The sequence below is a fragment of the Campylobacter sp. RM12654 genome, from assembly GCF_020137585.1.
Classification (GTDB): Bacteria; Campylobacterota; Campylobacteria; order Campylobacterales; family Campylobacteraceae; genus Campylobacter_E.
In genome coordinates this window covers 1-3,582 of the sequence record NZ_JACGAR010000045.1, presented here as the reverse complement: position 1 = coordinate 3,582, position 3,582 = coordinate 1, and the positions used below count along the sequence as shown (strand labels likewise).

Here is a 3,582-nt window from a genome sequence, read left to right as displayed (position 1 = left end):
TAATTTTTCGCATTATAGCATACGAGTTATCAAAATTCTGTCCATATAATTAAAATTTACAATTTTTATAAATATTAATATCACTTACATTATTAGCTAACAATAAATCAGGTTTTATTGTTAGTCTTTTGCATCCTGAAAACATCTCGCTAATATTTGTAGCACTGCTTAAATCAAGTTTTATTAAAGTGTTTAAATGAGTGCAGTTTTTAAAAAATTTACTCACATCTTTTACTTTTTCAAGATTTATTTTAATATCATTATTAAGCCTTGTGCAACCATAAAACATCCCCCTAGCAGTCTTTAGATTAGGAGTTTTAAAATCTATTATTTGATTAAAATTCTTACAACTAGCAAACATATAATTCATTTTTTTAACATTTCTAGTATCAAAATACAAAGGCTCATTAAAATTAATGCAATTGGCAAACATCCTACTCATACTAACAACATTGCTAGTATCCCACTCGCCTACTCCTGTAAAATCAGCCCTATTACCAAATAAATCACTCATATCGGTAATTAATCCTGTATCTATCTCATTAAGCTTGATAGCTGGATTTGCAATTAAAGTTTGTAGTTCTTTTTTGTTTTGTGGAAAGTATTTAAAAGTTTGCTGTGATATATCTACAAAAGCTTTTGGCTCTATTTTGTCGCTATAAAAATTACTTTTATAAAACATTGATTTAAAAGCTTTATTTTTAAACTCCCATAATCCATCATAATTTTGTCTAGTTGAATACGCAAAAAGATTTCTAAAATCATAAATATTTGCAGTATTAATCATAGCCAAAGGCAAACTTTCATCACATACAAGTAGCATTAATTCGGCTTTATTTTTAGGACTTACTATGGCGTTTTTGATATTTAATTTTAAATTACTAAACAAAAACTTACTCTTATTAGCACATCCATCTATCATAGAATAGCATTCAAAAACTTTTAAAATATCAAAGTTAATTAAGCTAATGTTCTTTAAATCAAGATTATTACAAGCATAAAACATCTTATTTGCATATCTTAAAGAGCTTACATCAATTTCAAGTTTTTCGTTTAGATTTACGCAGTTTTCAAACATAGAGCTCATATCATTTACATTGCTAGTATCCCAAGTATTTATAAAGCTAAAATCACTCCTTAAGCTATCCTTAAAAAGCTCACTCATATCAGTAATTAAGCTAGTATCAATATCATGTAAATTAGCATTCAAATCATCGCAAAGTGCTTTTAGTTCTGCTTTTGTTTTTACTTTTATCATTCTAATTCCTGTTTTAAATTCTTTTTAATTTTATTAAATATATTAATTTTCCGAAACAATTTGTAAAATTCTTGCAGAAGTATTTACAAAAGTATAATAAGCCCCATTAACACGCTTAGATAAATCTCTAACACTATTGCAATTAAATTCATAAGTTTGTGTGCAACTACTACAATTATCAAACATACTAGAAAAATATTTCACTTTTTTAGTATCAAAATTAAGTTTGTGATTAAACTTAGCGCATCCACAAAACATAGTGCTCATATCTCTTACATTACTCGTATCAAAACTAAGGCTTTCGTTAAAATAAATACAACCATAAAACATACCAGCCATATTTATAACACTGCTTGTATTCCATTCATTTATTCCAGAAAAATCTTTACGATTAGTTTTATAAAACAAATAACTCATATCAGTTATTAAACTTGTATCAATATCTCCTAGATAAATATTTTCATATTTTACAAGTTCTTTTAATTCTTCTTTTGTTGCGGGTATGTATTTAAAATTTTTTTTACAAACTTCAATATTTAAAGTTTTTAAAAGTTCGTCACTTGCCTTAGAATTAGCAAAAGTATAAGAATTTACATTACTCCAGCTCTCAACCCCTTTAAAATCAGTCCTATCGCTATGTGTAAAAGCAAAATTAGTATTAGCTAATTTGCTCGTATCAATAAGATTTAGCGGTATGGTGTTATCGTTTAGGATAAACTCTAATTCAGAAGTATTATTAGGAAGCAAAATACCATTTAGAAAATTAAGCTTAAGATATCTTGTAATAAACTCAGCTCTATTAATACAACCAACTAACATTCCAGCTAATGAACTAAGATTTGAAACATCAAAATTATTAAAACTTATATTTTTTAAATCCAAACTTGTGCAATTATAAAACATCTTATCTGTATATCTTAAAGAACTCACATCAATTTCTAGCTTTTCGTTTAGATTTATGCAGTTTTCAAACATAGAGCTCATATCATTTACATTGCTAGTATCCCAAGTATTTATAAAGCTAAAATCACTCCTTAAGCTATCCTTAAAAAGCTCACTCATATCGGTCATATCACTCGTATCAATATCATATAAATTAGCACTCAAATCATCACAAAGTGCTTTTAATTCAATTGCTGTTTTTACTTTTTTCATCTTATTTTCCTTTTTAGCTTTTCTTCTCTATCTTTACGCTCTAAAACATTTATAGTATGATTATAATTATCATATAAAAAATACTTATGAAAGCCCACTACATCAAACCTATTCCCACCAAAAAACGATATAAAAAGTGCATAGCTTTTCACAGCATTTAACTCATCTTGAATATCTCTTAAAAATACATCTCCTATACAAAAATCACTTATAGCTAATAGGTTTGCTTTATTGTTGTATTCTCTTGCCTTTTTTAAACTTGCCTTTAAAACCCAATCTATATCATAACCCCCACTAGCTTTGTATTTTGATAGGGTATAAAGCAATTCATCATATCCGTGTTTTTTAGATGTTTTTATATTCTCTCCACTTCCAGCTAGAATTAAAATACACTCTTTTTTGTGTTGTTTGCATTCATTTATTAGATAATACCCTACCGTTTTAGCCACCATTTCAGGAGCTCCACTCATACTGCCACTATTATCAATAGCTATTATTAGTGGGCTGATTTTGCCTTTATCACTTGATTTATTTAGCCAAGTGCTAAGGGATTTTTCACAAAACTTAGCAAAAAATAGATTTTGGGCTAGCTCGTCATTTAGCAAGGCAAACTCACTTGGCAAGGCGTTTTTAAGTATATCAGAGCTTGTAATTCCATCTAATTCATAACCTAAATTATGCTTATCGTTTTTGCTTACTCCTATGCCAAAACCTTCGCAAATCATCTTGCAAAGCCTTTTTATTTCACTTTTTTTGATATTGTCATTTCTATATGAATGTGAGGCTTTTACTATGTCTTTTTCGCCACCTACGCCTCTATCGCTAAAAAAATCCTGCATTCGTTTTTTAAAATTTTTTAAATCTCGTTTTTTAGGATTTATTTGTGGTGTTTGAGTGCTTGAACTTTGCTGATTTTTAGTATTTTCTTGATTGTTATTATTATCTACATCACTTTCATCATTTAAAAACTCTAAAACTTTTAAAATCTCATTTAGTTCTTGCTCTAACTCATCTAATTCATCATCACTTAAAATCTCTTCTTGATTTTGCTCTTCGTTTTGTTCTTTAGAAATTTCTTGATTTTTGCTTTTATTTTTTCTTGGATTTTTCTTTTTACTTTTATTATTTAATTCTTCGCTATTTTTAGTGCTTTGATTTTCTTCATTTTG

General features: G+C 27.7%; 3 protein-coding genes. All 3 read right to left on the bottom strand.

Features of this window, described 5'->3' with window-relative positions:
* Positions 1-49: 49 nt before the first annotated feature.
* On the bottom strand, positions 50-1,258 hold the full coding sequence (locus AVBRAN12654_RS09170) for a BspA family leucine-rich repeat surface protein (protein ID WP_336614361.1): 1,209 nt from the start codon (positions 1,256-1,258) through the stop codon (positions 50-52).
* A gap of 42 nt (positions 1,259-1,300) precedes the next feature.
* Positions 1,301-2,413 carry a BspA family leucine-rich repeat surface protein gene (locus AVBRAN12654_RS09165; protein WP_336614360.1) on the bottom strand — a complete coding sequence of 371 codons (1,113 nt, stop codon included), beginning with the start codon at positions 2,411-2,413 and terminating at the stop codon, positions 1,301-1,303.
* On the bottom strand, positions 2,410-3,582 hold a 1,173-nt coding region (locus tag AVBRAN12654_RS09160), incomplete at its 5' end, for a hypothetical protein (protein ID WP_336614359.1). The genes AVBRAN12654_RS09165 and AVBRAN12654_RS09160, both read right to left, overlap by 4 nt.